A 25,846-nucleotide genomic window follows, 5' to 3' on the forward strand; every position below is an offset into this window, starting at 1 on the left:
CGGTAAAAAATAGGTGTTTGTTTTCGTATTTTTTAAAAAAGGAACAGAAAGGTTGCTTCTTTTATAGTGCTAAAAGAAGTATTAAGGATATTTTTTTACCGGTAAAATTATGGCATTGTCCTTATTAATCCGGTTAAATCCTGCTTTCTTAGCACAACTTCCTGTTTAATTAAAAATTCTATCTACAGAAAATCTTTATATTGCGTGTAATTATTAAACCTGTAACATGAAACTTATTTATCTACTGCTGGCAGTTGTTCAGCTTGCTCCTGTCATATCTTTTGCACAAACCAATTCATCCAAAGCCAATCCTGCTCAGGTAAAAACAGTGAACGGCATTTTAGAGGGGACTACGGAAGTTTCCGGCATCCGCAGCTTTAAAGGTATTCCGTTTGCCAAACCTCCTGTAGGCAATTTGAGATGGCGAGAACCGCAACCGGCAGAAAACTGGAACGGCGTACGAAAAGCCGATCGGTTTGGTAATAATGCCATGCAAAAAAGGATTTTTAGCGATATGATTTTTCGTTCAGCAGGAATGAGCGAGGATTGCCTTTACTTAAATGTTTGGACACCTGCTAAATCCTCAACAGAAAAACTCCCGGTTTTAGTTTACTTTTTTGGGGGAGGTTTTGTAGCAGGAGATGGCTCTGAAGCCCGTTACGACGGAGAAAGTATGGCTAAAAAAGGCATTGTAACACTAACGGTTAATTATCGGTTAGGCGTTTTTGGTTTTTTGGCGCACCCGGAGTTGACTAAAGAATCTCCGAACCATGCTTCCGGAAATTACGGTTTAATGGACCAGAACGCAGCTTTACGCTGGGTGCAGCAAAACATCGCTGCTTTTGGCGGCGATCCTAAACGCGTAACTATTGCCGGTGAATCTGCAGGTTCTATATCCGTATTTGCGCAAATGGCTTCGCCTTTATCTAAAAATTTAATTTCCGGCGCTATTGGCGAAAGCGGTGCCATGATCAATCCAACCGCTGCTCCGGTTAGTTTAGCAGAAGGCGAAAAAAGAGGGATTGCTTTTGCTGAAAAAGCTAATGCTACTTCTTTAGCGGCTTTACGTGCTATGTCTGCTAATGATTTGCTTGATGCGGCTTCCAAACCTGATGCTTTTAAAACCGGCGCTACGGTTGATGGTTACTTTTTACCCAAATTACCGGTAGCAATATTTGCAGCAGGCGAACAAGCACATGTTCCATTATTGGCCGGATGGAATTCGACAGAAGTAGGCTACCAATCTTTAATGGGCAACGATGCACCGACACCGGAAAATTATTCAAGTAAAATAAAGCAGCTTTTTCCGGAACATGTTGATGAAGTTTTAAAATTGTATCCTGCCAAAACAGAAGATGAAGTAATTCGATCTGCCACGGCTTTGGCCAGCGATCGTTTTATTGTTTACAGCACCTGGAAATGGCTCGATCTGCATAGTAAAACCAGTGGCAAACCAACTTACCGATATATATTCTCCAAACCAAAGCCTCCAGTAGTAAATGCACCTGAAAATACAAGTCCCGGTTCAACTGTTAAACCCGCGGTAATGACAGGAGCGCCCCATGCTTTTGAAATTGAATATGCTATGGGAAACTTAGCAACAAACAAGGTTTATGCCTGGACACCGGAAGACTATAAAATATCAGCAACCATGCTGCAATACTTTGCTGATTTTGTAAAAACCGGAAATCCAAATGGTGCAGGTTTGCCTAAATGGAATTCTATCAGTGGCAACAATGTATCTTATATGAATATTGGCATTCAAACCAAACAGGAAAAAGAGCAAAACCGTGGACGGTATTTATTTTTAGATCAAGTTTACAGCAAATAACAAATGAATGCTTTTTCCTTTAATTCTGTTAAATATAATTTTTGGCCTCTATATGAAGCTATTAAATTATATTATCCTATAGGTATTCCGCATGATAGTTCTTTGTATATTAATTATCCGGGGATAAAAAACCTTACGGCTGTTATCATAGAAAATATCCATAACAGTGATAATTATAATCGTAACTGGGTTTCGTTTCAAAAAGAAATCAGCCAAAAATTTAATATAGAAGTTATAGGAACAACTTATGGACAAGCCCCAAGTTTTAGTTGCGATTTAATTATAGAAAACTTTGAACACAATCAATTAAAAAGAACAAAGAAATTGAGTTTAGCTGTTAGCCTTGCAGGTAAGTTTTTTACAATTTATGGTGTTGATGAAACCATTATTACAGATAAAAATGAGGATAATTTCGATTCTGATTTTCATGCTATCAACGCTTTAGCTGTGTCTCCATACAAAGAGTTTGAACTTGTTTTTAAAGATTTAAAAAGCATGGTCGAAGCAAAATTTACAAGTTACAAATTTGTTCCTTTCGCTATAAATTCAATGTTTATTAAAGGTTTGCAAGTGCGTTATCTGTTTAAGGAGGAATGCACAATTTACAATGCTTTATTTAACCATTTATTAGATACTTATGATACCAAAAAGTCTCCACGGGGAGATAAGCATTATGGTTATGACGATTGGTTGGTTGAAGATTACAATCCGGAGAATGATATAAATATTACATTAACACCACCAAATCCATAAAAAACATCGATAAAAGAAGCATTGCAAATGCTTCAACTAAAAAATCCCCAAAAACTTCTCCTTTTTATAAATATGATGTAAATCCTTTTCAAACAAAGTATATGGATCGTTATAAAACTGAATGAAATCAGGAACAGATTTTTGGCCCGGAAAAGGCGCGTAAAAATGAGTAGGAGAGCTTCTATCGTTCCGCCAAACCAAAACATAACACAAGCGCATTGGATACATTTTCATTGTTTTTAACAAAGTTCCTGTCCACCAGGTTGGGTTTGGGATTGTTTCTAAACCGGTTTCGGTAAAGGCAGCCAACTTTCCGTGGGCAATGGCATAATCAGAAATGATCTTTAACTTTTTAGCGGCAGTTGGCAAATCGTACCGGTCGCGGCCCATATCGCCGTAATTGTCCATTCCCAACATATCTACGTAAGCATCTCCGGGATAACGCTCTAAATATTGTTCTTCCGTCCTGAATTTTGCATCCGGCGAAAACGCATAAATAAAATTATGAACGCCTAAACTATCGCGCAGATAAGTAACGGTAAAACGCCAGAGCGCTACAAAATCTTCCTGTTTGGTATGCTTTCTTCCCCACCAAAACCAATCGCCGTCGTTTTCGTGGAAAGGGCGAAAAATCATCGGTACCAATTTTCCATCTGCTCCGCGAACACTGTTTGCCCAATTGCCAATGCCTTTTAAAATTTCTTTGTATTGATTGTTGGCGCTTCCTCCCGGAATTAAATCGGGAACAGAAGCTCTGGAAAGCAAATCGACCCAATAAAAACCACCTTTAGAAAGCGGATTGTTAAAATGCCAGGCAGCCGTAATTACACCGCCGCGGTTGTAAGTATTAATGGCCGTTTGCCGGTCGTCTGCTTTTGCCCTTTCGCTTTCTTCAGGAGAACGGCCGGAAAAATCGCTGAAATCAATCCCAATAACAGCAGGATAAGAGCCGGTAACCGATTTAACATCCGAACGGTTAGCATCGCCAAACCAGCCATGCCCATATTGTGTGTCGTGCTGGTGGCCGAATAAGGTATGATTTTTAGAAAGCTTCCAAAGGTTGGCATATAAAGCTTTTGTTTCTTTAGTTGCTTTGGCATCAATCGGTTTTCTTTTTTGGGCTGTAACGATTGTGCTAAAAAAAAACAACAGCAGTAAAGCAATTGCTATGAATTTTGTTTGAAGTTTAGTCATTAGGGATATTTTGAAGTGATGCTGTTTTTACAAGTATAAAATTAAAAATTAGTTGTTAACCAAACGGCACAATTTTTTAGGTGATAAAAGAAGCACGAAAAAATAGTTTCCGGATAAAGCCAAAGCAGGGTTTTAATTTAACAGTTCAACAAAAAATATTATGAAAAGTATAAAAATAATCTTCCTTTTTTTGGTTGCAGGCTGGCAGGCAGCGGCACAAACAATAAACAAAGATGTTGCTTATGGTAACGACCCAAAACAAAAAATGGATGTTTACCTTCCGGAAAATGCTAAAGGTAAAACACCGGTCATTATATTAATTCATGGCGGAAGCTGGATTGGCGGCGACAAAATCAACATGACACATTGGCTCAAACCGTTACAAAGCGGGTTCCCTGATTATGCTATTTTTGATATTAATTACCGTTTGGCAAGCAGGCAAAACCCGGCTAATATTTGGCCGGCACAAATTGATGATGTAGATAAAGCGGTTGCTTTTATAAAAGACAAGGCCAGGGAATATAAGATCAACAAAAAGCAGCTGATATTATTAGGGGAAAGTGCAGGTGCGCAATTGGCTTTGGTAGAAGCTTTTAACCACGACCCGGAACATGCAGTTAAAGTTGTTGTTGATTTATTTGGCCCTACAGATATGGCCGATCTTTATACCGCACATCATGATTTGGCTATTTTAATGAACGGCACGCCAACTGCTATTCCGAATGTTTATGCCGATGCCAGTGTTTTAGGGCACGTAGATAAAAAAAGCCCGGCAACAATAATTTTTCATGGAACTGCCGATCCAATTGTTCCCATCCGCGAAAGTGACAGCTTAAATGTGAAACTTAAAAATGCAAATGTTCCCGTAAATTATATTACTTATCCGGGTAAAGGGCATGGCTGGAGCGGTAATGAAATTTTAGATACTTACAGTAAAACTGTTGCTTTTATTAAGGAGCAGATGAAGTAAAGGTATTATCGGTTTAATACATCTAAACGGCCCAAGACAAAGTCCCTTCCGTTTTCAAAAAATAATTTGTTAGAAAATATTTTCACATCAAACCCTGGTGGCAATTGTACTTCTGCATCTTTTGCAAACCCAGCAAAGTCTTGTTCAAACTGATCTTTAAAATACAAAAGTTCATCTGCAGTATCACAAACCCAGACCGGATTGATCAAACCATCAAAATCAGAACCAATGCAAACCTGAGCCAATGCTTTGTTTACCTCATAATTATTATTGTTGGCAACAGTAATTAAATGCAGCAAATGTGCCATAAAATGTTTTAAGTGATAATTGCCAACTGCCGGGTTTACTACGCCGCCTTCTTCAATTTCATCCCAGCCTAAACACTTATCTTCTTCAAATGCTTTGCCAACGGTTATTGTCCGTCCCTCTCCTAAAAACACAGCAATTTCCTGGTTAGAAACATATTCTGCTTCCAAAGGGTAATCAAGCCTGCCCGAAGTTTCTTCTTCAAACTCCTGGTAACCTAAAATACGTTTATCTAAAGATAAGCCAATCATTCCTCCTGACGTTAAGACTTGCAAAATATCTTCGTCATACAAATTGATACTGGAAGCATTGAAACAAGGCCGCGGCCTACTACCGCCTGTTACCGGCTTGCCTTGCCAAAGCAAAGTATAACCGTTTGTAAACGAACGAGTGTTGTAAATATAATCCGGAATTTGTTTGATAGAAATACCTGTAAAACCAGCATGGGTACAAACCATAGGCTGATTAATTGCAGCAAATTCAGGTGTATTTCTCAAACTATATAAATGTTGCCTTGCAGCCAAACTCATGTGCTTTAAATCGATCATGATTTTGTTTTGGTAACAATGCTTCAGTATTTCTATACCTCCGGCAGCAATCCGGTTACCTTTTGGCCTGAAACCTTCGGCGCTTAAAAACTGCATGCCAAAAGCATGGTTACAAATTTCAGATTGTTCCAAATGTGTCAGGTTGATGGACAATAACGCAACTTTGCTTTTCAGATCATCCAAGTTTGTAATAATTTCAGCAGCATCAAAATGCTGTAAAGCGGAAGAAAGCGTATGGCAACCTTCTACACTAAAAACAGCATGAATGGTATTGGTATCGCTTTCATTGTAATCCTGTCTTTTTTGAATTGGTTTTACTTTCTTATCGGTAATACCAAATTTACTTGCATTGGTTAACGTTACCCAATCATCAGTTCTAAGTATCTTGTAAGGATTGCCATTGATAATTGCATTAATCTTGTTTGCCTGCAAGTAAACACCAAGCGGGCCTCGCGTACTGCTTTGGATTAAATCAGCCGTAAGCATATCTTTCTCTGGTATATACAATGCAACACAAACGAAGTTGCAATCATTTACACAAAGTTGTGCTAAGTTTCCCTGTGATTGCAGGATGTACTCAAAATCTGTACAACATTTTAACAGGAAAGGAATGTTCCGCTTATCTATCTTTTGCCAAGGGCTTAATTTTTTTAATCCCGTTGCCGGAACATCTTCAGAAAAGAGGCTTTTTAAAACCGGATGAAGGTGGAAATCGAAGAAGGGCATGATGAATTCCTGATTATTAGATTAAACTTTCACACAAGCATAAATTACTTTATCCCTGCTTTCCTGGTTCCAGGAATGGGTTAGGGGCTGATCTTTCTGGCCTACGCCACCCAACTGGCCCCAATAACCCATAGGATATTGATGATGTACAGCATCTAAAGGCCCGCTGACCACAACGGCTACATGGCCATGGCTTTGGGCAGGAATATGCTCATTTCCTTTCAATCCTGCAATAACCAGGAAGCCGTGATCGGCCTTATCTTTTGCTTCAATCCCACCGGTTAATTGTGTCCAGACGGGAGATTGGATCTGATTAACAATATCATCTGCCTGGCCGGTTAAAATAACCTTAAAAGCAGCAGCAACAGCTTTGGCAAAACCACTGCAATTATTGCTGTTGGCATTAAAACACGCTTCGCAAACTTGTATGATCTGTTGAGAATTCGTATCCATAAAATTGATCATTGTATGAATTATACATTTGTCCAAATCAAAAAAATTATCAAAAAAGAAAAGGGATATTCCTTTTATCAATCTTCAGAAGTTTTATTTTTTTGCCATATCATGGGATTTTGAAAATAATTTTTTTTACATCCTGGGCTTGTTTAAATTTTGACCGGGTTATTTTCCATGCTTCTTTTATCACCTAAAAACATACAATTTACAAATTTTTATAGATTAAAAAACAAAATTTACAGGCATAAAAGAAGCATGATAAATTCCAAGAATATAAATTTAAACAAGTGCTAAACTGCTCTATGTTTTTTTGCTTAAAGGCTGATCACTTCTTTATCTTGTAAATACCTGGCTGTAGACGGATAGTTAAATTTATCTGTGATAGTAACGTTACCTGTGGTTTTATCTACAGCAGACACAACGCCTGAAATTTCTTTATTAGTAATTGTTAAGGTAACGTAACCATGGTTTTTATCATCTCCATAAATTAATTTGGCACCCGTTTGCCCATCAATTGTATTAATTTTAGAATTTAAATTGTGAAGATGATGGTATCCTCCATTGCCTGCCACCAGAAAGGGCGTAACAGATTTGTTGGTAATTATCTTTTCTATGCGTTGATAATTGTGCACATGGGCATTTAATACCAGGTTAGGTACCCGCCTCGAATCATTGATAGCATGCTGCAGGGCATCTGCCATTCCGGGGCTTCCGCTGTGATGGTCGTCAAAAGAATAGATGGGATGGTGTAAACTTACAATAAGCGCTTTATCTTTAGGGGCCGAATGAAGTTCGTTGGTTAACCATTGTTGTTGGATTGTATCAATCGAACCATGTTCAGGAACGTTAGTGTACATACCAACAATGGTAACAAAGGGGCATACCAAAGTATAGTAAACATTGGGCAGTGATAAGGTAACCCTTGGGGCGTCCTGAGATAAAGGATCAACATGTGGGGTTTCAGTCATAAAATAAGCAACCCATCCATCAAGCGATTTTTGCTCTGGGCCTATAGGGTCTCCGTCATGATTTCCGGGTATGGCAAAAATAGGTGCAGCATAATGATCGTACGGCTCATAAAACTGGTCATAGTATTTGCTTTTTTCGCCATTATAATAAACAACATCACCCAAGTGATAAAAGAAGGCAGGTGCATCAGCAGGTTTGTTATTATATAGGTCGCGCTTCATGGCAGCCGCTACTTGTGTTTGGTAGGCAGGGTCTTTTATGCCTCCGGTATCCCCAACCGCATGAAAAACAATTTTGCCCGCATCTGCTGCCACTTTCAGTATATCTGGTATAGCCGTTTCAATAGTATAATGATAAGGCGGTTCGCCTAACGGAGGAGGCAAGGGTTGAAAGGATTGCGTTTTATAGGTTAAAGGGGATAAGGGCTGAACACCATTATGACTTTGTGATTTACCAGTTTGAGGGCGGCTGCGTACAGCCCCTTGTAATAAGGAATTTGCCATAAATTATCTATTTTATTAAATCAGTAGAAAATTGTTTTGCTTTAAATAGAAAAATTTAAAATTCAAAAAGGAATTATCTTTAAGTCAAAATCTTGCATTCATTAGCCAATCCATTTGTAATTTAACTTGTATTTTACAATTAAATGTAATTTATCAACAAGTATAATTATGCTTCTTTTATCTGTATAAAAACTTAAATATTAAGCTTGTAATATTACTATTGCAGTATTTATACCGATAAAAGAAGTATGCCATTATTGTCTATTGCAATATTTTTATCATCGATTGTTTGGATTGTTTGTAATTAATTAGTTTACGCCAATAACTGAATTTAGATTTTTATTTAAGGTTTTACCGCTGGATTTGTATTTTCTTTGCCTTTTAAAGTAAGGTAAGTGGCACTGCTAATCCCTGTTAAAGCAAGGAGTGTTTGATCTAATTCCGGAAAACAAGTACCAGCCTGCAACTGCTGGTTAAATACATGGTGGAGATACACGATAATAGCGATAATTGTCCAGATAGAGTTTTGAAAACGATGAATGCTGATGCCATTGTCGTCAGAAAGAATATCAGTAAAAAAACCTTTAGAAGGTTCGTCCTGATGCCGGGGACTATCTTGTTCAATTTGGTTTTTATCTATTAACCCGGCAACGGCAATAGTTCCTGTACTGATCCCCATTAATATTAATGCAGTTGTATTGATGTTAATATTTTTGCAATTGACACATAACACTTCATAAATGTAGGTACAACTGATAACAGTTGTCCATACAGCTAATTGTGTTCTGGATAAACTATATGGCCGTTTGATAGAAGTATCTTTTTGGGAAGAAGCAGTTAATGTTTCCTGCACTTTTTTTTCGTAAGCAGGACAATCGCCTATTTCATCACGTAAAATATTCGTAATTTTTGCCATCACAAAAAAGAAGATAATAATTGCAGCAATAACAATCCAGGCAATTGTACAAGTTGCATTATTGTTTTCTACAGAAGTGCAGCCAGCAAGCAGGAATGCCGAAAGCAAGGCTTGTAAAAAATATAAAAATTTTCTCATAACAGCCGTTTAGAAATTAAAAAAATCTCAAACTTAAGCAAGGTTGCATTCCTTTTACTTCTTGAAAAGAATGTTTAAATTTATCTTCCTTATCATTTTATAGCAATAGCTACAAATAGCTATTTTAAGCGTTAGTTTTAAGTGATAATGATTACAAGGCTGGGTACAAAGAATTACAACCAAAATTTTTCCCTAACCGCTCTTTTGCGCACTATTAGTATCAAAAAGCGAAAAAAGTTTAATAACAGCCGGGATACCTGCGGCAAGAGCACTTACATAAGCAATTAGTTTGGAGTAAGCTTCCTGTTGTGAGGTGAGCAGGAAAGCCAGGATGGCAAAGATCACGACCAGTAATGGGGTTTTCAGCTTGCCCCAGTTGCCGTTGTCCTGCATCTGGCTTTTAATCTTGCGGACTTCAGTGTTACCAATAGCCGTCAGGATAAAGTTGCGAAACCCACGGTTAAACAGTTTTAAAGTTGTATCATCCCGAACAACAACACCTTTACTAATAAGCATACTTAAATTGTAGGCATCAAATCCATTTACCAAACCATCTTCGGCCAGATCGTATAGTAAAAATTTCTCTTCTTTAGTTAACGACTGCCAGATGTACATGTAAAAATAATGTGCTGTAACCTGCAACTTAAATGCAAGTGAATCGCTGTTGTCCGGTATTTTATGGTGTGCAAAGGAACGGGTTGCCTGGATAGCGGCAGCTTGCATATTATTTAAAAAGTGCGTGTACTGCGTTTCCTTCACAATAGTTTGCTGCCAGTCTGGAAGTTTTCTATCAAAATCTTTATGTTCGATGGGATGGATTAGCAAGCGGTAATGGCCAAGTAATATATGCCAGCGGTCCAAGTCCTGTACCGATGCCTTGCCCGCAGTTGATTTGTCTTGTACGGATGAACTTTTGCCCGAAACTTCTTCTGCCTGTGCATTTAATGAATCTAAAAAAGCAGTTGGATGAATGGTGGAAAAGATGATGATCTTGCATTTATTTTCCACCATCAGCCTTTCCAGTAAATTAAGTTTAATCCGGTTAGTTGTTTCATCTTTAATGTTGTATTCAAAATGATTGATTAAAACAAGTTTATAATCATTTGAAAAAACGCCTTCTTCGATTTTCTTCCAACGGGTGTTATCTTCGGAAGCAGGGTCTGGATTGTCTGGTATCTGAATTAGGTCAAGAAGCAAAACATTGTTGTTTCCGGTTTGCTTCCTATCGTAAATATAAGTTCCACCATCGTCTTGCTTCAATTCTTTACTGCTGATCTTACTTAATACGTAACTTAGTTTATTAGAACCAGGCAAACCAATAACCATCAACATTTTATTCAGGTCTTTGCAAAGCAAAACCTCTTTGTCAATCGCGTCCCAAACCTCTGTTTCAGGCAGTTTAAGTGTAAACAGTTTTTCGATGATGCTTAAGATCAACCTATAAAAAATAAGCAGTAAAAGAAGCATCAGCAGCCAAAAGGGTATTCCCTGATTTTTAAAAAATGAAGGGAAACGATAATTCAGGGTTTTCGACTGAACTTTTATGTAACCACTTTTGTAAGGGTTTTGTACAAAGGTTTTAGTGCCTATTGTATCTTTAAGCGGGCCCTTATATAAATGGTTATAAAAAAAGCTTGAGTCTTCGGCATTATACTGGTAAAGGTGGTTTTCGCGAATGGCAGAGGAATCCCGGTAAAAGTGAAAAAACTTCAACATATTGATAGTTAATTTCTCTTCGGGAAGGTAATTCTGAACTGTATCGCTCTTTGCTGAATAGGCAACTGAACTGATCCAGGAATTATCCGTATAAACACCACTGGTACCATTTTTAATATCGTTTAAATATGGTTTGTCTGCATTTGGTTCTTTTTCTATTAATCGATGTGCAAAATCATAGTGCCTGTAACGGATCAGCAAATTTTGTTCGTAATTGTAAGCCATCACATAAAACAGTACTACCGGGATGCCACTTGTAATAATAAGCCGGGTAAGTATCATGAGTGTAAAGCTGTGGACGTGGTTCCAGGAAGCCAGGGTAAAAGGAGTAACTCTTTTTTTTAAATTTGCGCCAATTTTTCCCAGGATTTTAATCCAATAATCACCAAAGACAAATAAACCAATGCCCATAATTAATGCTATGGTTTCAAAGCTAAAAAATCTTGTAAATTGATCCAGGCTTATACAAGCCAGCAAATTGATTAACCCGATAAAAACCACAAGTGCCCATATTGCCCTTTGTTTAATTATCAAAAGAGAACTATCGTTTTCTTTTTGATACCTGCGGGCAAACAAGCAAATTAAAAAGGTAAGGATAGCTGTGGCCGAAAATAGTAACATGAAGAAAAATTCTGCAAAAGTTGAAACCTTAAATGTGAAATTAAGCAGCAGTATAACCGTAATATTGAATATAGACGACAAAATATAGTAGTGATGAAAAGAAGCTTTGGGCCCGATCCAATTGATAGAAAAATGTTGTTTTTTAAAATAAGAGCCGGTAGAAGAAACAAGGAAAACTGTTGCCAATTCCAGTACCAGAAAACAGAAAAATGCAAATAACATAGCTAAGGTAAAACAATAGATCTCAATGTCGCGGGTATCAATAAAACTGTTATCACTAAAAACGGCAATCAAATAAGGCAGGCCCTTTATTGGTTTAACCTTTACAATATAATCCTTGCCCAAGTAAGCTGTGCTAAACGACTTTTGTGAATGCGATTCTATACAACTTTGCAGTTCCTCGTGTTTAGAAAATTCCTGCAGCAGGTTTTCATTCAGGTTCCGGTTTTTATCGGCATGATATAGTACTTTTCCATGCCAGTCAATCATTGCAAAACCGTAGCCCGCAGGTAAAATAACCCGGTCCAGGCATTTCATGTTGAAAGCAAGGGCTTCAACAATATTGCTATCAGCAGTGGACAGGATAGAGGGGCGGCTGATTACGGTAGTAAAAACCCCGGTAGTCCATGAAATTATCTGGTCCAAATAATAAGGCTTTGCCGGGTCTCCGTTAAGAAGATATGCTTTGTTTACCAGTATATTTTTGACATAACTGCGCTGGGCATAATTACCATGCGGCCCGTTATACTTGAGCGAGTCCCATTTAAACAGTTCCTGCCCGTACTGGTCCAGCCAGTAAACCTGGTTAAAATCTGTTTTGGGAAAATGTTCTTTTTCTAATATGGCCTGGATCTGGCTTTTAAAATTAGTTTCTGCAGGGCTTGAAATCGGATTTTTGCCTGATGCTTTAGTTACTAAATTGTTTTTTTTGCCAATTTCCCCAATATCATGATGAAAACTTTTGTTTTTATAGGCAAGCAAATCCAAATCTTTCAGGATCCTGTAATTCAGGTTTATTTCCTTTTTAAAAGCTGCCACTATTTTATCGGCTATAACATCTTTTGAATCATTGGTTTTAAGTTGCCTAAACCTGACGTTGTATTTAAAAAGGCAAAAAAACAGCAGCGACATCAACAGCATCGAGATAGCAATAGAACTAACCGCATCAAAGAGGGCCAACCTATCCTGGCTGCCCATGTGGTATAACTTTATTCCCGGAAATAAAATAATAATGCCTATGGCAATGATAATCAGCAACTGCACAACACCAGGCGGCAACTGCTTTTTTTCATACTGGTATTTTTCGTCGGTCAGCAATCCTGCAATAATCAAATTACCTTCTGTGGTAAACCCGACAGGTTGTAGAAAAATCTGGTAAACTGTGCCTCCGATTTCCCTTGTGAGGATGTTTGCACCCTTAATGCCATTTTTTTTACTTAATAAAGAGTCCGGTTTTACCTCGCTCAATCCGGACTGAAAAGTTTGATAAACAGTTTTTTTACCACTAAAAACTACATATTCGTCAAATAGTACATCGTTGGGCATTAAAGGTTTAAAAAACTGCACTACATCCACCTTCATACTTATTTTGTATGCTTCTTTTACAGCCCTTTTTTTATAAAAATTTAAAATGTACTGCTGTGCAAATATATCCTCCGCAATATTGTAAGCACTATCGCTGCCAGAACTAAATATTTTTTTAAAATCACTTGCATTAACCGGTTCGATCGGCGTAAGCTTAAAACTTCCAAAAGTATTTTTTTTAATATACCCCTGAATGCTGGTGTCCAGTTTACTTTTACTGATATAGGCCGAAAGCAGGTTGTTTAAAAGCGAAACACTGTTTTGGATTTTAGACTGGATGTTCCGGTCAATGTTTTGCATGGCACGAAAGCCTTGTTCCCTGATCCTTCTTTCTTTTATCGGGATATACACGTACATATAACTGGCCCCTAAAAACACAATTACCAGTACTGTACCAAAAATGGCCATCATACCTTTACCCGAAGAGAAAAAGCTTTTCATAAAGCAGGAAATTCATCAGGAAGGCAAACCATTGACCCAACCGGCCTGACTGATTAAAGGTTGTATTTTCTTTACACCGTAAAAGGCAGTAACCAGTTCGTCGCGGTGTGTTGGCGTATTGTTTAGGTCTTTGGTAAATTTATTTTCTTTCATAATGTAATCCGTCATGGCCTGCCCAATTGCTTTCAATAAATCAAACTTGCTTACATCATCCATAGAAATGCCATTCAAATCTTCCTTAGTCAATCCGCTTATCCGGTTTGCATTAACTGCATGGATGCCCGAAATATCATTATCGGGAAGCAGTTGCATAGCTTCGCAGTTTAAAGAGATCTGGAAACGGCGGTAGTTGAGCTGAAGCAAGGGACTACGGAAAACATCAGTTTGCATGGAACTTGCGTCCTGACCGGATTCGTCCATCACATAATTTAACCAAAAATATGCATCAGGCCCGGTAGGGCTTGCAGCCTGATCGGGAGTAACCGAAAGTACCTTTGTTCCTGTACCCAAACTAAACATCGTTATTTTATCAGCCTGGTATTTGCCTTTTCCACTATAACAAATTGCTTCTAATAAAGCAGCAAGCGAAGGGTTATTGTAGGTAGTTGTGCCGCCATCGATAAACCTTTCTAAAGGAGAAAAATAAGTTGGTGCAGACATTGTGGCCTCCATTACGGTACGCAGCAAAGCATCTTTAAAAACATTTTTAATCTCTCCGTTTACTTCAAAGCAATTAAAAAAAGTTTCTTCGTTATCGGTTACATCTTTTGCCGTAATCATCATATCAACGCCGGTTTTGCGGTTGGTTTGCTCTAAAGTAATATCGCCCAAAACACTTTTAAGCGCTTCGCGGTAATTCTTTTTATCATAGGCCGGAGGGTTGATAAAGCGGTTGGCCAACAAACTCTTCCTGATAAAAACCTTGGTTACAAACTGGATGTATAATTGCTCGATTTCGGCTGCTGTTTTACCAAAAGCAATTAACCCGGCAATAATTGCTCCGGTTGAAGTTCCTGCAACCATATCGCAAAACTGGTAACACGGAATGCCTGCTATTTCTTCGATTTTTTTTAATAGCTGCAGCGTTAAAATCCCTCTTACGCCACCTCCATCCAAAGAAAGGATAACGCGATGGCTGGTATCAATATTTAAATTCTGATAAGCTTTTTGCTGGGCAGGAGTTAGTGTTTTCATTGCAGGTTCTGGTATTGTTTAATTTATTCCTATAGAAAAAAATACATGCTTCTTTTAGCACTAAATAATTGGTATTGCAGCTTGCTTTAAAAAATAAAAGATCAGATTTTTAGCCGATAAAAGAAGCATGCAAAATTAAATGCCAATTAGCAGTTTAATTTTGACAGCATTTATTGTCAGGCTTCTGAATATAAATATCTTTTAAACCAGGTTCTAAGTTTTTTAAATTTAACAATCTAAGCATCTTACCTGCAATAGCTACAAGTAGCTATATCTTGAAATAAAATTACTTACAGAGAGGCATAAAATTTATATCCGTAAAAACAGTATTAGTTTGAATTTTTAGTAAATTTACACAACGTAAAAATTATTACCGTGTTAGTTTCCTGGCTGCAACGTCACCTTTACCGGTGGTTTTTGTTGTTAACTGTTTTTATGCTAACAGCTATTGCTATGCCTGTTTGCGGGCAAACTTTTACTATTTCTAACGGGCAGCACAAGGCTTTGGTCCCATTCCGGTTTATCAGGAATATGCTGGTTGTGCAGGTTCAGATCAACAATCGCGGCCCTTATAATTTTATTTTAGATACCGGCTGCGGATTGATGCTGATTACAGACCCGCTACTGGTTGATTCGCTCAGCCTGAAATACAAAAAAAGAGTAAAAGTTACGGGTTTGGGCGAAGGTGAAGACCTGGACGCCTGGATGGTACCAGTACTTGATGTAAAAATAAAAGGTATTGAAGGCAAAAACATATCGGCTGCTATCCTCAGCAAAGATGTTTTAGACCTTTCTTCCTTTGCCGGCATCCATATTCATGGATTGATTGGGTATGATTTTTTTAACAGTTTCCCCGTAAAAATAAATTTTACCGATAGTACCCTAACTGCTTTTAGCACACATAAAGTGCCTGTCTGGCGGAAAGGAACAAAGATCCCGTTGAATATCGAAGACAAAAAACCTTATTTAAATGCCAATATCAACTTTAAAGAAGGGTGTGGCCTGCCGTTAAAATTAATGGTTGATCTGGGTGCCGGCCATCCATTATCTGTAGAAAACGGCTGGAACAGCAGCAGTACCATGCCCGATAAGTTTATAACAGCCGCTAACCTGGGGGTTGGCTTAAGCGGGCCAATTAACGGCTTTATGAGCCGTGTTGATGAAATGAAAATTGGAAACTACCAATTCCGCCAGGTAATTACGGCTTTTCCTGATTCTTGCAGCGCGATGGATAAAGTTACTACCATAAAACGCGACGGCAGTATAGGGATTGACCTGCTGAAAAGATTTGTGCTCTTGTTTGATTATCAGCAAGGCTATCTTTATTTAAAACCGAGTTATAATTTAAAAGAGCCATTTGAGCATGATATGAGCGGCTTGGAATATTTTGCAGCGGGCAATGATTTTCATCGGATTATTGTTTGCCGGGTAGAACCAGGTTCGGCAGCAGATCAATTAGGCATTGAAAAAGATGATGAACTGTTGTCTATTAATTTTAAAGAAGTAAGCCGGATGTCGTTACAGGAAATAGATGAAATTTTACGCTCCAAAAACGACCGTACTTTATTGTTAGAAGTGATGCACCAAAACATACCGGCGCGTTTGCTGCTAACGCTTAAAAGGCGCATTTAAAACCTGGCTTTGTTGGAATAAGGAACTTTCATCCTAAATAAAAACGGTACTATTGTTTGTATTTTTGCACAGGGCAGGCTAATAAATACGTTTGCATTACAAATAATAAGTCATCCGTCAGCCAGGTTAAGCTTTTTTAAAAAGATAATAACATCAGCATGAAAACCAACTTTAAAATCATTTTATTTTGCATCTTTTCTTTTGCATTTATTAGTTGCGACCGCGTTACTAAAAATATTGCAAAAGAACAGTTGATGAACAGGGAGCCAACTTCTTATTTCCACGATACCTTTCGGTTAGAATATGCAGAAAATACAGGCGCAGCTTTAAGTTTAGGTGCAACTTTGCCTCAGCCTTATAATTTTATTTTGCTCAGCGTGGTTCCAATGCTGTTTTTATCGGCCTTGTTTATTTATGCCTTAATTAAAATAAAAGAGTTTACTTTGATCAGGATTTTATCTTTTGCTTTGGTTTTTGCCGGTGGCGTTGGAAATATTATCGACCGGGTTTTATTTGACAGGCATGTAACTGATTTTATGAATTTTGGCATCCAAAATATCCGGACCGGCATTTTTAATGTAGCTGATGTTTGTATCACTGCTGGTGTTATCGGCCTTTTCTTTTCTTATCAAAATGAAAAAGCTGCCACAGATCAGGTAAATGCTCATTCTAAAACTATTTAAATCTGGTTCATCAACCGCTCCTTTTATCAGGTAAATTTTTACCCGGTAAAAGAAGCATCAACATAAATATTAACTCCTGTTTGCCCTTGTTTTTAGAAATTTTGTTCCGCGATGAGTACCTTATTGCCATCAATAAACCACATGGTTTGCTTGTCCACCGTTCGTCTATTGCCCGCGATGTAAACGAGTTTGCTTTGCAGCTGTTAAAAAACCAGATCAACCAATGGGTAAACCCGGTACATCGGATTGACCGAAAAACGGCCGGCATTTTAGTATTTGCTTTGGATAAAGAAACCGAAAAAGCGATGCAGCAGCAATTTGCAGAAAACAAAGTGCAAAAAAAGTATCTGGCAATTGTACGCGGCCACACGCCCGGACAACAGGAAATTGATTATCCCTTGCGGAAAGAGAACGGTACTTTGCAGGATGCTTTTACAGCTTATACAACTTTGCAATGGGCAGAACTTGATGTTGCACTTGGACCGCATCCAACTTCCAGGTACTCTTTGGTTGAAGCAAAACCAACAACCGGAAGGATGCACCAATTGCGTAAACATTTTAGTCATATCTTTCATCCAATTATTGGCGACCGGACACATGGTTGTAATAAGCAAAACCGGATGTTTAAACAAAATTGGGAAATGGATACCATGCTTTTACATGCTTCGGAACTGTCCTTCCAACATCCGGTAACCCAAATGCAAATTCATATTAAAGCGCCTTTACAACAGGAGTTTTTGCGTGTAATGCAATTAATGGGATGGCAAAAGCCGGATTAATTGGAGTTTTACGGCCAGTTTATAAGGAATTTTATCATCAAAAACACCTTTTCCGCTTTTTACAATTAACCAAACCATGCGAAAGCTTTTATTCATCCTGTTAATTATACTTGGATTTTTATCCTGTAAAAGAAGTATCCACCAGCAAACACCACCTGAGTACGATACCAACCTTGTGCATACGTTACGAAAGCTGGAACAGCGTTATGCAGATAAAAAAGTAAGGATCAATACCTGGGACAAAAAGGCGGATGCTTACCAGGATATACCTGTTTTAGACGATGACCAGCAGATAACCGGGACATTAACAATTGGCGATAGTGTTAAATTTATAGCAATAGATTTAGGCCAGCCGGATGGGATCCGCGCAGCAATTAAACTCCCTGATAATAAAACAGGTTATATACAATATTGGAAAATAGAAGAGTTTGAACCAGCCGCCCGCATTGACCCCGACTTAAAAAATTAGCGGATTTATTTTTTATCAGATTAAACACTTACACTGCTTAATCTGTTATTGTAACATTCGGTGGTTTAGTAAAAAAAATTTATAATTTAACCTAACATTACTCCCTGCAAATACTGTCTAAACAAAATAATTATAGCTTTTAAAAAGCGTAAAAACCGCTCTTATTTAGAGTAATTATACGTAAAAAATCTATTATTTAATATTATATTTTTACCTATATTTATAAAGACCTATTTTTTTTAAAGTTTGAATTAATATATACACAGGCAGGTTATAGTAAACAGAAGTATTATTTGTTGTTATTTTAGAGTATGCCTGTTATTATTTAAAATAAAAAATATTTTAACTGGTATAATATGGAAACTCAGGAAACCTCTTATTTGGGCGTTGAACTAAAGCCCCATTATCTCTACGAATTTATGGCTTGCGGCATTCCGGTCCCGCACTATACAACAGATCCAATTTTTATATTGAAGTTTAAAGATGCAGAATGCTATTTGAACTACAGAAAAGTTTTAAAAGCGATTTTGAATGAGCTTGATTTGGCAGACCCCCAAAATTGCAAATATGAAATACAACATAGCAAAGCTTTTATCAGGAATATTTTATTTATTATGCGGGAACAATTATCAAAAAGATACAATTAATAATTGATCCTTCTATCCAACTGATAAGTTTCACTTTTGTACTGATGCTTCTTTTATCAGGGTAAAATTAGTATTGCTGTTTCAAACCAAATATTAATCCAATATTAAAACTGCTTTAGAACTTACATCATTTTAATGCCTTTTTCTTTAAACCTTGTAAAAAGCTGTTCTAACATTTTTCCTTTAAAACTTGTTTCATTATAAATACTATTGATCCAAACTTGTAACTTTAGTTCAATACTATCTGCGGCAACGGTATTAAATAAAATTTCGACCGGTGTATTTTTGACGGTATCTTCAGCCTTCGTTGCTTCTTCCTCTATAATTTTTTTTACAAGCGCAAGGTCTGCATCACTATTAACTTTAAACAACAATTCTGTTTTTAAATAACTGTTGCTTAATGTCCAATTTACCAGCCTTCCGGAAAGTAAATCGCCATTTGGTACAATTACTTCCGAGCCTTGCTGCGTTAACATTCGGCTTGCACGGATACCAATATCCAATACTTTGCCTTTTTTATCGGCTAATTCTACAAAATCCCCAATCTGGAATGGCTTTTCAAAAATCAGGATAATGCCAGAAACAAAATTATTTACAATGTTTTGCATTCCTAAGCCAATCCCAACACTCAGTGCACCTAAAACTACCGTCAATCGGTCAATAGGGACACCGGAAGCCGTAATTGCTAAAAAAAAGCCGACCAACAATACAACCAAACGCACCAGCGCCAGCTTAGAACTTTTTTGTTCGGCCTTGCCCATAAATGTAGTGTTGCCTTCGCCTAATAAAACCCCGACATTTTTTTGCAACCAGTTGGAGAGGTAAATAATAATTACAAAAAGTAAGATATTGCCCAGTGTATAATTGATACTGCCAAATGTGCGCTGCTTGCTCAACATACGCTCAGCAATAGAAAATAAAGCACCAGAGAAGTTAAGGTTGATAAAAAACACCAGCAGCCAAAGCAGCACAGCTATAATAGAAAGCGCTTTTTGGAAAGCTTTGCGTACTTTACTGAAATTAATTTTGGAGAGCAAACCTTCGGAACAGGAACTGATCCTGATTTGCAGTTCCAGTGCTTCTGATAAAATATGTACCAGCGTAGCTAACCCAACTACCTGTGTAAGCGAAACAATAGCGGTCTGACTAAAAACTTTTGCCAGGCTAATCCGGCCAAACAGGTTCAGGAATATGGCAAGGCCGTTCAGCAGCAGGTAAACACCAATTACTGGCTTTAAAAACTTTTTATGGATAATGTTTTTATCTATCTTTTTATAAAAAACAACACCCATATAAATAGCGCTGAGGTTTAAAAAGATAAAAATGCAGCGTAAAATCAGCCCATAATTGATAATGGCAACGGTTACGGTAATGGCAATATACAATGCAACAATCAGCAGCCAGAACTTAAACAATTGAGGTTTGATGCGGCGCCTGAAAAACAACGTTAGCACGATAAGCAAGGTCAACTGGATGAGTTCAACGTAGGAGGGGGGCGAGTCTGGCTCGAATAGTGGCGTTAAATTCAGTACTACAATCAGCGTGGCCAGAACAGGCAGTGTACTGATATAGTTAAACTTTAAAGAAGCCAGTTTTGGGTTAGCCGGCAGTTTGTTTACGACTTTAAAATTGCGAAAAACCCAGATAAAAAAAGCTGCTCCAAACAGGATCAGCAGCAGGCGGTTGTCCCAGGTGTTGTTAATAAAGTAAGATAAAATCCGGTTTTGGCCCTGGTAAGAAGTCCTGAAAAGTTTACTGATATTGGTTGTGGTGGTAATTGGCGGTGCAGACCATAAATAAGGAGATTCTTTGCCAAAAGCACTTTGCCCGGATGTTGTTAAACGTTCTTTAATATTAGTTTGCAAATCATTTATCTCAAAATAAAGTGCAGAAACATTAGCAAGCAATCTGCCCACACTATCCATTGTGGCTATTGTGGTTTTTCCCGTTTCTTGCAATTTTAAGCGCAAGTCTGTTAACTGGCCGCTGTATAATTTTTTCTGAGTTGTATCATTTCCAGCAGGAGACAAAAGTGTATCACCACTAAAAGTGACAACCTGTTTCGACATCTGCCTCAAATTATCATTATAAGCTGTTAAAGTTTTGCGCCAGCCGGCAAGCTGGTTTTGTTCGCCTTTTAAAATACTTTGATAACTCAGCAACGTTTTAATTTCAATAATTCGCGATGAACCTAAAATATCTTCTTTAATTTCGGCAACATTAGCTTTAACATCCGGCAGTTCTGCCCTGATCTGCTCCAGGTTATAACCCGTTTTATTATGCGTATTAATCTGGGTTAACGCGTTTTGTGCCTGCTCAATCCGAAAAAGTAAAGTATCAGGAATAGCTTTGGCAGAATCTGATACTGTTTTTACCGGTGTATTTTCCTGGGCGAAAGCAGCGCCTGTTATCAGCGAAAAAAATACTATTGCTTTAAAAAGGATTGTTGACCGAAGTTTAAAACGAAACGAAAAGCGCTGGTTTGCCATTATCAAAACAAAAATTAAGAACGATGCAAATTTAATGTATCTGCAAAACTTTGGTTTTGTTTTTTTTTGGAGAAGTGCAATTGTGTGCTTTAATTATAACCTGCTGAAAACTGAATGCTTCTTTTACCAGTATAAAACCTTTATAATCAACATAATTTGGATTTAAAAAGATATTAAAAAGAAGTATATTTAAGCGTTCAATTTTTAAATATAAACCCTAAAATCACGATTATGAAAAAGATTGAAGTAGTTTCTGTTCCTGTAAGTAATCAGGAAGCATCAAAAGCATTTTATCAAAAACTTGGTTTTCAGCTTATAACCGAAACACCAATGGGCAACGGACAAACCTGGTTACAAATGGGTTTTGAAGGTGGAGAAGCATCAATAACATTAGTAAACTGGTTTGAAAAAATGTCTCCCGGATCTATGCAAGGGCTTGTTGTTAAAGTTGATAGCATAGAAACTGAAATGCAACAACTTACAGACAAAGGCGTAACGGTTGGTAAATTAGATGATACACCGTGGGGCAGGTTTTGCACAATTATAGACCCTGATGGCAATACAGTTACTTTACGCCAGGAATAAAATAAATTTTGTTTCTCTGCCGGCACAACTTTGAAAACTCGGTTTTTAAGTTATCTTGCAAACGTTTTGATAACCAATTGGTATCAAAAACGTATAACCTAAATAAAACAAATTTAAACTATGAAAAAATCGTTGTTATTGTTCATGCTGATCTGTACCATGTCTGTTGCTTCTTTTGCACAACAAAAAGTAACTAAAGACGAAACTAAAGTTAAAAAAACAACAACAGTCCCACAAAAAGTGCACAACGTTTTCAGCAAACACAAACACTACAGCGGAACGAAAGTAAAACATGTTAAAAAAGTAGAAAAAGCGCATTAATTAAACCTTTTGTTAGTGTTTAAAATCAGGCTGCCATTACTGGCGGCCTTTTTTGTTTTGGTAATTTAGGTTGAAATATCAATACAATCTTCCTTACCAATTTTTATTCGATAAAAGAAGCATCGGTAAAATAAGAAAAGCCTTTTTAGCTGGGTGTAGAAGGGCAGAATGCTTCTTTTAGCAGCGTTTTTTGTTTCCTTCTTCAAAAAATAAATTTTGCATTTGTTTTTTTAATCGTAATATTGCGATGTATTATGGGGACTACAAAAACAGAAATATTTACAGAAAAACAAAACAAGCTTGCAGTTTTGCTGAAAGCATTGGCACATCCCGCACGAATTGCCATCCTTCAGGAAATTATTAAAACCAATGCCTGCATTTGCGGAGATTTAGTTTCAGAACTTGGATTGGCACAAGCCACCATTTCTCAGCATTTAAAAGAGTTAAAAACAGCAGGCTTGATTCAGGGAACGATTGAAGGCGTGAGCGTTTGTTATTGTATCAATCCTACCGTTTGGAAACAACTTCAAACCCAGCTTAAGGCTTTCCTTGAAAGTTATGATTTGAAGACAAACTGTTGTTAAAAAAAATTTGAAATCAATCATCGTAATATTACAATAAAAGAAAGGTCATGAAAAAACAAGAAGCCATTAACTGGCAAACATTTAAAGAACAATTAATACAAAATCCGGAACTAATTCTTCAATTTCAATATGCAGAAAACAAACGGGTAGAAGCGTCTTATCACATTACAGAAATTAAACAAGCCACAATTACTTCGGTAGATTGTGGTGGCGTAATGAACGCTTGGACAGAAATTATTATTCAATTATGGGAACCGCAGGGCGGGCAGCAGGAAAAAGCAATGCAGGTAAAAAAAGCGCTTTCTATTATTAATCTGGTAGAAAAATCGCTGCCTTTAAACCCTAATGGTATTGTTAAAATTGAATTTGGAAATTCTGATTTTGAAACCCATCAAATGTTTCCAAATGAATTTGTGATTTCTGGCGAAAATATGACTGTTGACCTTAGGCCAGATGCTGTACAATGTAAAGCGATAGAAAGAGGCGGCAGTTGCGGAACAACAGCGAGCGGAGAAGAATGCTGCACACCAACAGTAGCAGAAAAACCAAGGATCGCATTAAAAAACCTTGTGGCCGCTGATGCTTGTTGTACACCAGGTTCCGGATGCTGTTAATTTTATTGAACCAATCCAAAATATCCAAACTTATATTTTCCATGAAAAACATTTTAGTGCTGTGTACGGGCAACAGTTGCCGCAGCCAATTGACCGAAGGATATTTGCGGCTTTTTGCAGTAGAAAAGGCAAAAATTTACAGTGCAGGTATAGAAACGCATGGCGTAAACCCAAAAGCTATTCAGGTTATGGCAGAAGATGGTTTAGATATTTCCCACCACACTTCTAACCATGTAGATGAATATCTAAATATTCCTTTTGATGATGTGATTACGGTTTGTGATAATGCTAATGAAGCTTGTCCTTATTTCTCAGGAGATATAAAACGTTTTCACCAAAACTTTCCTGATCCGGCAAAGGCAACAGGAACGCCGGAAGAAGTGATGAACGAGTTTAGAAGAGTTCGGGATATGATCAAAGCTTATGCTGCTGATTTTGTAAAGCAACATGTGGAGAATGCTTCTTTTATCACCTAAAAATCATTGTAACAATTAGGCAGAAACAATAAATCAATTAAAGCAGTTTTCTTAGCTGAAAAAAAGCAAATGAAAGCCATCATAATTACAAAACCCGGCGCACCGGAAGTTTTAAAAATAAAGGAACGCGAAAAACCTCAACCTAAACCAAACGAAGTTTTAATCCGGATAAAAGCAGCAGGCGTAAACCGTCCGGATGTTTTTCAGCGAAAAGGAAATTATCCGGCCCCAACAAATGTTCCGCAAGATATTCCGGGCCTGGAAGTTGCCGGAATTGTGGGAGAAATTGGTGCAGAAGTAACGCAATGGAAAACCGGCGATAAAGTTTGTGCCTTGCTTGGCGGCGGCGGTTATGCAGAATTTGCCGTGGTTGATGCCAGGCATTGTCTGCCTGTTCCAAGTAATTGGTCGTTTGTAGAAGCTGCTTCGCTTCCCGAAACTGTTTTTACAGTTTGGCAGAATGTTTTCCTTCGGGGAAGCTTAAAAAGCGGCGAAATATTTCTGGTTCATGGCGGAAGCAGCGGCATTGGTATCACTGCAATTCAATTAGCAAAAGCTTTTGGGGCCGAAGTTTATGCAACAGCCGGAAGCGAAGAGAAATGCAAAGCATGCGAAGATTTAGGTGCTAAAAGAAGCATCAATTATAAAAAAGAAGATTTTGAGGAAGTTTTAAAAGACATTGGCGTAGATGTAATTTTAGATATGGTTGGCGGCGATTACATCCTTAAAAACATTCGCTTATTAAAAGCAGACGGACGTTTGGTTTATATCAATGCGATGCAAGGCGGCAAAGCAGAAATAGATGTATCGGATATCATGAAAAAACGGTTAACCTTAACCGGAAGCACGTTACGAAACCGGGATGCTTCTTTTAAGGCACAATTATCCGCAGCAATTAAAGAAAACGTGTGGCCGGTTTTGGAAGCCGGAAAGTTTAAACCAGTTATTTACAAAACGTTTAAACTGGAAGATGCAGCAGCGGCACATCAGTTGATGGAAAGCAGCGAACACATCGGCAAGATCATGTTGGAAATCTGAATGATTACGGCAAAACAAAGAAGCCATTTGTTGTTTAACAAATGGCTTCTTTTATTAAAATTTAGGTTGAAGTTAGCTGAAAGAAGGATGGTCAATATCCGGGTCTTCGCCTTCGGCACCTTCGCCGCTAATTTTTGATTTTACGGCATCAACCGCTTTGTCTTTTAAATTTGTAATGGCTTCTTTGCCTTGTTGTGCTTTATCAGCAACGGTAGTCCCTAAATCCTGCAAAGAATTTCCAATATTGGTCCTGGTTTCGGTTCCTGCATCCGGGGCAAATAAAACGCCCAAAGCTGCACCTAAAACAAGGCCGCCAATTAAAGCAATGGCTACAGAAGCTGCATTGTTACTGCCGCAGGTCTTATCTTTTGCATACTTTTTTGCTTCCGATGAATAGTCTTTAGCTTTATCTTTTGCATAGCCTTTTGCGTATTCTGCATAGTCTTTTGCATGATCTTTAGCAAATTCTTTTGCATGATCTGCATACTCTTTTGTTTTTTTCAACAAATCTTTTTTGATACTCATAGCATTGTGTTTTTTGTTGTAACAACAGTTCTAATTTTAAGTTTACTATTTTTTATACTTTTAAAAAATTTACAAGCAAAGTTGGTAAATATTAAAAAAAATGTAATCTGATTACAAGTTAAGGTTTTCAGATTAAAA

Annotated in this window: 23 protein-coding genes; 14 read left to right on the top strand and 9 right to left on the bottom strand. The window is 37.6% G+C overall.

Going from position 1 to position 25,846, the window contains the following annotated elements; translation table 11 throughout:
* Positions 1-226: 226 nt before the first annotated feature.
* Entirely contained in the window at positions 227-1,831 is a 1,605-nt protein-coding gene (locus GO621_RS12965; RefSeq protein WP_157567697.1) for a carboxylesterase/lipase family protein, read from the top strand.
* Positions 1,832-1,834: 3 nt separating this feature from the next.
* Positions 1,835-2,584, top strand: a complete 750-nt coding sequence (locus GO621_RS12970; RefSeq protein ID WP_157567699.1) for a polysaccharide deacetylase family protein — start codon at positions 1,835-1,837, stop codon at positions 2,582-2,584.
* Positions 2,585-2,620: 36 nt separating this feature from the next.
* Here the strand turns inward: GO621_RS12970 and GO621_RS12975 are convergent, their stop codons facing one another.
* Positions 2,621-3,778 carry a glycoside hydrolase family 26 protein gene (locus GO621_RS12975; protein WP_157567701.1) on the bottom strand — a complete coding sequence of 386 codons (1,158 nt, stop codon included), beginning with the start codon at positions 3,776-3,778 and terminating at the stop codon, positions 2,621-2,623.
* 160 nt (positions 3,779-3,938) lie between these two features.
* On the opposite strand from GO621_RS12975, the gene GO621_RS12980 reads away from it, so the two are divergent.
* Complete coding sequence (locus GO621_RS12980) at positions 3,939-4,748, top strand: alpha/beta hydrolase (RefSeq protein WP_157567703.1); 810 nt, start codon at positions 3,939-3,941, stop codon at positions 4,746-4,748.
* Positions 4,749-4,753: 5 nt separating this feature from the next.
* Here GO621_RS12980 and GO621_RS12985 read toward each other — a convergent pair whose 3' ends face one another.
* The 6 genes from GO621_RS12985 to GO621_RS13010 all read right to left on the bottom strand — a co-directional run bounded on the left by GO621_RS12985 (position 4,754) and on the right by GO621_RS13010 (position 14,866).
* Complete coding sequence (locus tag GO621_RS12985) at positions 4,754-6,328, bottom strand: amidohydrolase family protein (protein WP_157567705.1); 1,575 nt, start codon at positions 6,326-6,328, stop codon at positions 4,754-4,756.
* Between the two features lie 21 nt (positions 6,329-6,349).
* Positions 6,350-6,793: a hypothetical protein gene (locus tag GO621_RS12990; protein ID WP_198170238.1), complete on the bottom strand. Its 444-nt coding sequence runs from the start codon at positions 6,791-6,793 to the stop codon at positions 6,350-6,352.
* 305 nt (positions 6,794-7,098) lie between these two features.
* On the bottom strand, positions 7,099-8,256 hold the full coding sequence (locus GO621_RS12995) for a metallophosphoesterase family protein (protein WP_157567707.1): 1,158 nt from the start codon (positions 8,254-8,256) through the stop codon (positions 7,099-7,101).
* A 343-nt stretch (positions 8,257-8,599) separates the two neighbouring features.
* Positions 8,600-9,310: a hypothetical protein gene (locus GO621_RS13000; RefSeq protein WP_157567709.1), complete on the bottom strand. Its 711-nt coding sequence runs from the start codon at positions 9,308-9,310 to the stop codon at positions 8,600-8,602.
* Positions 9,311-9,502: 192 nt separating this feature from the next.
* Positions 9,503-13,672, bottom strand: coding sequence for a cache domain-containing protein (locus tag GO621_RS13005; protein WP_157567711.1), 4,170 nt, complete (start codon positions 13,670-13,672; stop codon positions 9,503-9,505).
* A gap of 15 nt (positions 13,673-13,687) precedes the next feature.
* Positions 13,688-14,866 carry a patatin-like phospholipase family protein gene (locus GO621_RS13010; protein WP_157567713.1) on the bottom strand — a complete coding sequence of 393 codons (1,179 nt, stop codon included), beginning with the start codon at positions 14,864-14,866 and terminating at the stop codon, positions 13,688-13,690.
* A gap of 435 nt (positions 14,867-15,301) precedes the next feature.
* Here GO621_RS13010 and GO621_RS13015 point away from each other — a divergent pair, with 435 nt between their 5' ends.
* The 5 genes from GO621_RS13015 to GO621_RS13035 all read left to right on the top strand — a co-directional run bounded on the left by GO621_RS13015 (position 15,302) and on the right by GO621_RS13035 (position 19,076).
* Positions 15,302-16,498 carry an aspartyl protease family protein gene (locus GO621_RS13015; RefSeq protein WP_157567715.1) on the top strand — a complete coding sequence of 399 codons (1,197 nt, stop codon included), beginning with the start codon at positions 15,302-15,304 and terminating at the stop codon, positions 16,496-16,498.
* A gap of 158 nt (positions 16,499-16,656) precedes the next feature.
* Positions 16,657-17,181 (top strand): signal peptidase II, encoded by a 525-nt coding sequence (gene lspA, locus GO621_RS13020; protein ID WP_157567717.1) that lies wholly within the window; start codon positions 16,657-16,659, stop codon positions 17,179-17,181.
* An 80-nt stretch (positions 17,182-17,261) separates the two neighbouring features.
* Positions 17,262-17,960, top strand: coding sequence for a pseudouridine synthase (locus GO621_RS13025; protein WP_157567719.1), 699 nt, complete (start codon positions 17,262-17,264; stop codon positions 17,958-17,960).
* 76 nt (positions 17,961-18,036) lie between these two features.
* On the top strand, positions 18,037-18,429 hold the full coding sequence (locus GO621_RS13030) for a hypothetical protein (RefSeq protein WP_157567721.1): 393 nt from the start codon (positions 18,037-18,039) through the stop codon (positions 18,427-18,429).
* 356 nt (positions 18,430-18,785) lie between these two features.
* Entirely contained in the window at positions 18,786-19,076 is a 291-nt protein-coding gene (locus GO621_RS13035) for a hypothetical protein (RefSeq protein WP_157567723.1), read from the top strand.
* 122 nt (positions 19,077-19,198) lie between these two features.
* On the opposite strand, the gene GO621_RS13040 is transcribed toward GO621_RS13035, so the two are convergent.
* Complete coding sequence (locus tag GO621_RS13040) at positions 19,199-21,565, bottom strand: mechanosensitive ion channel family protein (protein WP_157567725.1); 2,367 nt, start codon at positions 21,563-21,565, stop codon at positions 19,199-19,201.
* Positions 21,566-21,796: 231 nt separating this feature from the next.
* Between GO621_RS13040 and GO621_RS13045 the strand changes: the two genes are divergently transcribed.
* The 6 genes from GO621_RS13045 (at position 21,797) to GO621_RS13070 (ending at position 25,183) form a co-directional block, all read left to right on the top strand.
* Positions 21,797-22,150, top strand: a complete 354-nt coding sequence (locus tag GO621_RS13045; RefSeq protein WP_157567727.1) for a VOC family protein — start codon at positions 21,797-21,799, stop codon at positions 22,148-22,150.
* A 120-nt stretch (positions 22,151-22,270) separates the two neighbouring features.
* Positions 22,271-22,471 carry a hypothetical protein gene (locus GO621_RS13050; protein ID WP_157567729.1) on the top strand — a complete coding sequence of 67 codons (201 nt, stop codon included), beginning with the start codon at positions 22,271-22,273 and terminating at the stop codon, positions 22,469-22,471.
* A gap of 254 nt (positions 22,472-22,725) precedes the next feature.
* A complete protein-coding gene (locus GO621_RS13055) occupies positions 22,726-23,055 on the top strand; it encodes an ArsR/SmtB family transcription factor (RefSeq protein WP_157567731.1) in 330 nt (109 codons plus the stop codon).
* Positions 23,056-23,102: 47 nt separating this feature from the next.
* Positions 23,103-23,669, top strand: coding sequence for a DUF6428 family protein (locus tag GO621_RS13060; RefSeq protein ID WP_157567733.1), 567 nt, complete (start codon positions 23,103-23,105; stop codon positions 23,667-23,669).
* 41 nt (positions 23,670-23,710) lie between these two features.
* Complete coding sequence (locus GO621_RS13065; protein WP_157567735.1) at positions 23,711-24,145, top strand: arsenate reductase ArsC; 435 nt, start codon at positions 23,711-23,713, stop codon at positions 24,143-24,145.
* Positions 24,146-24,214: 69 nt separating this feature from the next.
* A complete protein-coding gene (locus tag GO621_RS13070; protein ID WP_157567737.1) occupies positions 24,215-25,183 on the top strand; it encodes an NAD(P)H-quinone oxidoreductase in 969 nt (322 codons plus the stop codon).
* A 72-nt stretch (positions 25,184-25,255) separates the two neighbouring features.
* On the opposite strand, the gene GO621_RS13075 is transcribed toward GO621_RS13070, so the two are convergent.
* On the bottom strand, positions 25,256-25,708 hold the full coding sequence (locus GO621_RS13075; protein WP_157567739.1) for a YtxH domain-containing protein: 453 nt from the start codon (positions 25,706-25,708) through the stop codon (positions 25,256-25,258).
* Positions 25,709-25,846: the final 138 nt, after the last annotated feature.

This window comes from Mucilaginibacter arboris (genome assembly GCF_009754915.1).
GTDB classification, from domain to species: Bacteria; Bacteroidota; Bacteroidia; order Sphingobacteriales; family Sphingobacteriaceae; genus Mucilaginibacter_A; species Mucilaginibacter_A arboris.

What these genes read in the sequence shown, in the direction of transcription:
- GO621_RS12965 (WP_157567697.1), top strand. Translation starts at nt 227, where the DNA reads ATGAAACTTATTTATCTACTGCTGGCAGTTGTTCAGCTTGCTCCTGTC.
- GO621_RS12970 (WP_157567699.1), top strand. Translation starts at nt 1,835, where the DNA reads ATGAATGCTTTTTCCTTTAATTCTGTTAAATATAATTTTTGGCCTCTA.
- GO621_RS12975 (WP_157567701.1), bottom strand. Translation starts at nt 3,778, where the DNA reads ATGACTAAACTTCAAACAAAATTCATAGCAATTGCTTTACTGCTGTTG.
- GO621_RS12980 (WP_157567703.1), top strand. Translation starts at nt 3,939, where the DNA reads ATGAAAAGTATAAAAATAATCTTCCTTTTTTTGGTTGCAGGCTGGCAG.
- GO621_RS12985 (WP_157567705.1), bottom strand. Translation starts at nt 6,328, where the DNA reads ATGCCCTTCTTCGATTTCCACCTTCATCCGGTTTTAAAAAGCCTCTTT.
- GO621_RS12990 (WP_198170238.1), bottom strand. Translation starts at nt 6,793, where the DNA reads ATGATCAATTTTATGGATACGAATTCTCAACAGATCATACAAGTTTGC.
- GO621_RS12995 (WP_157567707.1), bottom strand. Translation starts at nt 8,256, where the DNA reads ATGGCAAATTCCTTATTACAAGGGGCTGTACGCAGCCGCCCTCAAACT.
- GO621_RS13000 (WP_157567709.1), bottom strand. Translation starts at nt 9,310, where the DNA reads ATGAGAAAATTTTTATATTTTTTACAAGCCTTGCTTTCGGCATTCCTG.
- GO621_RS13005 (WP_157567711.1), bottom strand. Translation starts at nt 13,672, where the DNA reads ATGAAAAGCTTTTTCTCTTCGGGTAAAGGTATGATGGCCATTTTTGGT.
- GO621_RS13010 (WP_157567713.1), bottom strand. Translation starts at nt 14,866, where the DNA reads ATGAAAACACTAACTCCTGCCCAGCAAAAAGCTTATCAGAATTTAAAT.
- GO621_RS13015 (WP_157567715.1), top strand. Translation starts at nt 15,302, where the DNA reads ATGCTAACAGCTATTGCTATGCCTGTTTGCGGGCAAACTTTTACTATT.
- lspA (WP_157567717.1), top strand. Translation starts at nt 16,657, where the DNA reads ATGAAAACCAACTTTAAAATCATTTTATTTTGCATCTTTTCTTTTGCA.
- GO621_RS13030 (WP_157567721.1), top strand. Translation starts at nt 18,037, where the DNA reads ATGCGAAAGCTTTTATTCATCCTGTTAATTATACTTGGATTTTTATCC.
- GO621_RS13035 (WP_157567723.1), top strand. Translation starts at nt 18,786, where the DNA reads ATGGAAACTCAGGAAACCTCTTATTTGGGCGTTGAACTAAAGCCCCAT.
- GO621_RS13040 (WP_157567725.1), bottom strand. Translation starts at nt 21,565, where the DNA reads ATGGCAAACCAGCGCTTTTCGTTTCGTTTTAAACTTCGGTCAACAATC.
- GO621_RS13045 (WP_157567727.1), top strand. Translation starts at nt 21,797, where the DNA reads ATGAAAAAGATTGAAGTAGTTTCTGTTCCTGTAAGTAATCAGGAAGCA.
- GO621_RS13050 (WP_157567729.1), top strand. Translation starts at nt 22,271, where the DNA reads ATGAAAAAATCGTTGTTATTGTTCATGCTGATCTGTACCATGTCTGTT.
- GO621_RS13055 (WP_157567731.1), top strand. Translation starts at nt 22,726, where the DNA reads ATGGGGACTACAAAAACAGAAATATTTACAGAAAAACAAAACAAGCTT.
- GO621_RS13060 (WP_157567733.1), top strand. Translation starts at nt 23,103, where the DNA reads ATGAAAAAACAAGAAGCCATTAACTGGCAAACATTTAAAGAACAATTA.
- GO621_RS13065 (WP_157567735.1), top strand. Translation starts at nt 23,711, where the DNA reads ATGAAAAACATTTTAGTGCTGTGTACGGGCAACAGTTGCCGCAGCCAA.
- GO621_RS13070 (WP_157567737.1), top strand. Translation starts at nt 24,215, where the DNA reads ATGAAAGCCATCATAATTACAAAACCCGGCGCACCGGAAGTTTTAAAA.
- GO621_RS13075 (WP_157567739.1), bottom strand. Translation starts at nt 25,708, where the DNA reads ATGAGTATCAAAAAAGATTTGTTGAAAAAAACAAAAGAGTATGCAGAT.